We start from the raw sequence: 3,311 nt of genomic DNA on the forward strand, positions 1-3,311 counted from the left end.
AAGTCCTGCGCGGCCCGCAAGGCACGCTCTATGGCGCCGGCTCGATGACCGGCACCGTGCGGATGATCACCCACCGCCCGAACCTGACCAAGTACGAAGGCAAGCTGGATGTCGGGCTGTCGAGCGTCAGCCACGGCGACGTCGGCTATTCGATGAAGGGCCTGCTGAACGTTCCGATCGTCACCGATCGCGTCGCCGTTCGCGCCTCGGTCTATTACACCCAGACGCCGGGCTATATCGACAACGTGCTGACCGGTGAGAAGGACGTCAATGACGGCCTGGCCCGCGGCGGCCGGATCGAAACCCGCTTCCAGGTCACCGACGACTTCACCGCCGACCTGTCGGTCTTCAAGCACAACTACAAGGACGGCGGCCGTCCCGAGGATCTGGTGCGCGTGCCGGGCCTGGGTCGCGACTATCCCTCGCCGGACGGCTACAGCGACGACCTGAGCGTCTACAACCTGACGCTCAACTACGATCTGGGCTTCGCGAACCTGGTCTCCTCGACCTCGTACTTCGACCGCACGGTCGTCAACATGCGCTCGCTGGACGGCCTGCTGGCCCTGTTCCCGGTCAAGCCGAGCCCGCTGATCGACACCACCGACTCCGAGTTCTTCGCCCAGGAAATCCGCCTGGCCTCGCAAGGCGACGGCCCGTTCAGCTGGGTGGTCGGCGCCTATGCCGACAAGAAGACGATCTACTACTTGAACACCATTCCGGTGCCGGGCTTCGACGCCGCCATGGGCATCAACTCCAACGACTTCGGCGCGCCGACGGACAACCCCTATTGGGGCTACGACGACCTCGAAGTGAAGACCTACGCCTTCTTCGGCGAGCTGACCTATGAGTGGAACAAGCTGAGCGTCACCGGCGGCCTGCGCTATTTCAACTGGGAGCAGGACTACAAGCTGTACGCCTCGGGCTTCCTGAACGGCGCCATCCCCAGCGATCCGCCGCGCCGCACCTCCAAGGAAGATGGCTTCAACCCGAAGCTCAACATCTCCTATGACGTGACCGACGACGTGCTGGTCTACGCCCAGGCCGCGCGCGGCTTCCGCTACGGCGGCACCAACACCCCGGTGCCGAAGGATGTCTGTGCCGCCGAACTGGCCGACTTCCAGCGCAACGGCGAAGACCCGAACGTGTTCGAGGCCGACAAGCTCTGGAACTACGAAATCGGCGGCAAGGGCACGCTGGCCAATGGCCGGGTGATGGTGTCGGGCGCCTACTTCCACCTGGTGTGGGACGACATGCAGACTCAGCGCGCGCTCGATTGCGGCTTCGGCTTCCGTGAGAACGTCGGCGGCGCGGTCAGCGACGGCGTCGAACTGGAAGTCACGGCCAATCCGATCGACGGCCTGACCCTGACGGCCGGCGGCGCGTACATCAATTCGCGCCTGTCGAACGACGTGGCGAACCTGAAGGCGAAGAAGGGCGACAAGGCCCCGTTCGTGCCGGAGCTCAGCTTCAACACCTCGGCCGACTATCGCTTCCCGATCAGCAGCGAGGCCGAAGGCTTCATCTATGCTGGCTACCAGTACATGGGCGAGCGCTTCACCCAGTTCAGCCCGCAACAGGCCAACTATCGCAAGATGGCGGCCTATGGCGTGGTGAACCTGCGCACCGGCGTGACCTTCGATAACATCGAGTTCTCGGTCTACGCCAACAACCTGCTGGACGACCGTGGCGTGATCCGCGCCCTGGCCGCCAGCCCGTTCGACCCCGAGGCGCGCATCCGCATCACGCCCCGGACGATCGGCGCAAACGTGCGTATGAACTTCTAGGACTAAGCGTGGCGGGGAAGGTCCTGGCCTTCCCCGCCATCGATTTGCAGACTTTAGAGAGGCCAAAGCCGATGAAGCTCGTTCGCCGTACCGCGCTGGGCGCGGCCTTTGGCCTGATGCTTTGCGGCGGCGCCTGGGCGGCCGGCCCGGCCCCCGTGGCGGTGGTGATGACCACCGACGCCGGCGTGGTCGAGCTGGAGCTCTATCCCGCCAAGGCCCCGGTCACGACCGCCAACTTCCTGCGCTATGTCGATGAGGGCCGCTATGCCGGCGCCCAGTTCTATCGCGTGGTGCGGGCCGGGACCGATCCCAACCCAAACGCCCCGATCCAGGTGATCCAGGGCGGTATCGACAGCGACGCCCATCGCGGCCAGATGCTGGCGCCGATCGCCCACGAGACGACCGGCCAGACCGGGATCAGCCACACCGACGGGGTGATCTCGATGGCCCGCGACGGCCCGGGCACCGCGACCTCGGAATTCTTCATCACGCTCGGCGACAACGCCAGCCTGGACCAGGGCGGCAAACGCAATCCCGACGGCGCGGGCTACGCCGCCTTCGGCCGCGTCACCAAGGGTATGGACGTGGTGCGCGTGATCCAGGCCATGCCGTCGGACGCCCCGACCCCCGAACCCATCGTGCGCGGCCAGATCCTTGAAAAGCCGGTGCAGATCCTTTCCGTGAAGCGCAAGTGAGCCTCGACATGATCCTTCGTTCCTTCGCCGTCAGCGCCGGCCTGACGCTCAGCCTGGCGGCCACCGCCGCTTTCGCGGGCCCTGCCGAAGACAAGGCCGCCATCGCCAAGGTGCTGGGCGAGGCCAGCGCCGGCTGGTCGCGCGGCGACCTCGACGCCTTCATGGCCAGTTACGAGAAGGCCCCGCAGATCAACTATGTGAGCGGCGGCAAGGTCACCCAGGGCTATGACGCGATCCGCGAGATCTACGCGCCGCGCTTCACCAAGCCGGCGGAAATGCCGAAGCTGAGCACCGAGATCGTCGACTTCGATCCGCTCGGCGCCGATTACGCCGCCGTGGTCGGGCGTTTCCACCTGACGCTGCCGGACGGCAAGGACGCCACCGGCCTGTTCAGCCTGGTGTTCCACAAGACCGCCGACGGCTGGCGGATCGTGTCGGACCACTCGTCCTAAGGGGCGCAGTTCTTCTCCTCTCCCCGCCGGGGCTAGGTCGGGTGAGGGGCCTTAGGCCCGTCCGCCGTGCTGATTTTCCGCCAGTAGAGCGCCGCCGCGCGCCGCGCCCTCACCTGACCTCTCCCGAGGGAGAGGAAGGGGAGCACTTCTCCTCTCCCCGCTGGGGAGAGGTCGGGTGAGGGGCCTTTAGCCCGTCCGCCGTCTGATTTTCCGTCAGTAGAGCGCCGCTGCGCGTCGCCCCCTCACCTAGCCTCTCCCGAGGGAGAGCAAGGGGAGCACTTCTCCTCTCCCCGCTGGGGAGAGGTCGGGTGAGGGGCCTTTGGCCCGTCCGCCGTCTGATTTTCCGTCAGTAGAGCGCCGCTGCGCGTCGCCCCCTCACC

General features: G+C 66.3%; 3 protein-coding genes. All 3 read left to right on the plus strand.

The features are described from left to right. Nucleotides 1-1,784 (plus strand): TonB-dependent receptor (locus Q7T84_RS02225; RefSeq protein WP_304806005.1); only part of this gene is annotated, 1,784 nt, incomplete at its 5' end. 71 nt (nucleotides 1,785-1,855) lie between these two features. Beyond that, a complete protein-coding gene (locus tag Q7T84_RS02230; RefSeq protein ID WP_304806007.1) occupies nucleotides 1,856-2,479 on the plus strand; it encodes a peptidylprolyl isomerase in 624 nt (207 codons plus the stop codon). 8 nt (nucleotides 2,480-2,487) lie between these two features. Next, nucleotides 2,488-2,931, plus strand: a complete 444-nt coding sequence (locus Q7T84_RS02235) for an SgcJ/EcaC family oxidoreductase (protein WP_304806009.1) — start codon at nucleotides 2,488-2,490, stop codon at nucleotides 2,929-2,931. Nucleotides 2,932-3,311: the final 380 nt, after the last annotated feature.

The sequence above is a fragment of the Phenylobacterium sp. genome (assembly GCF_030654915.1).
Lineage (GTDB): Bacteria > Pseudomonadota > Alphaproteobacteria > Caulobacterales > Caulobacteraceae > Phenylobacterium.

What these genes read in the sequence shown, in the direction of transcription:
- Q7T84_RS02230 (WP_304806007.1), top strand. Translation starts at nt 1,856, where the DNA reads ATGAAGCTCGTTCGCCGTACCGCGCTGGGCGCGGCCTTTGGCCTGATG.
- Q7T84_RS02235 (WP_304806009.1), top strand. Translation starts at nt 2,488, where the DNA reads ATGATCCTTCGTTCCTTCGCCGTCAGCGCCGGCCTGACGCTCAGCCTG.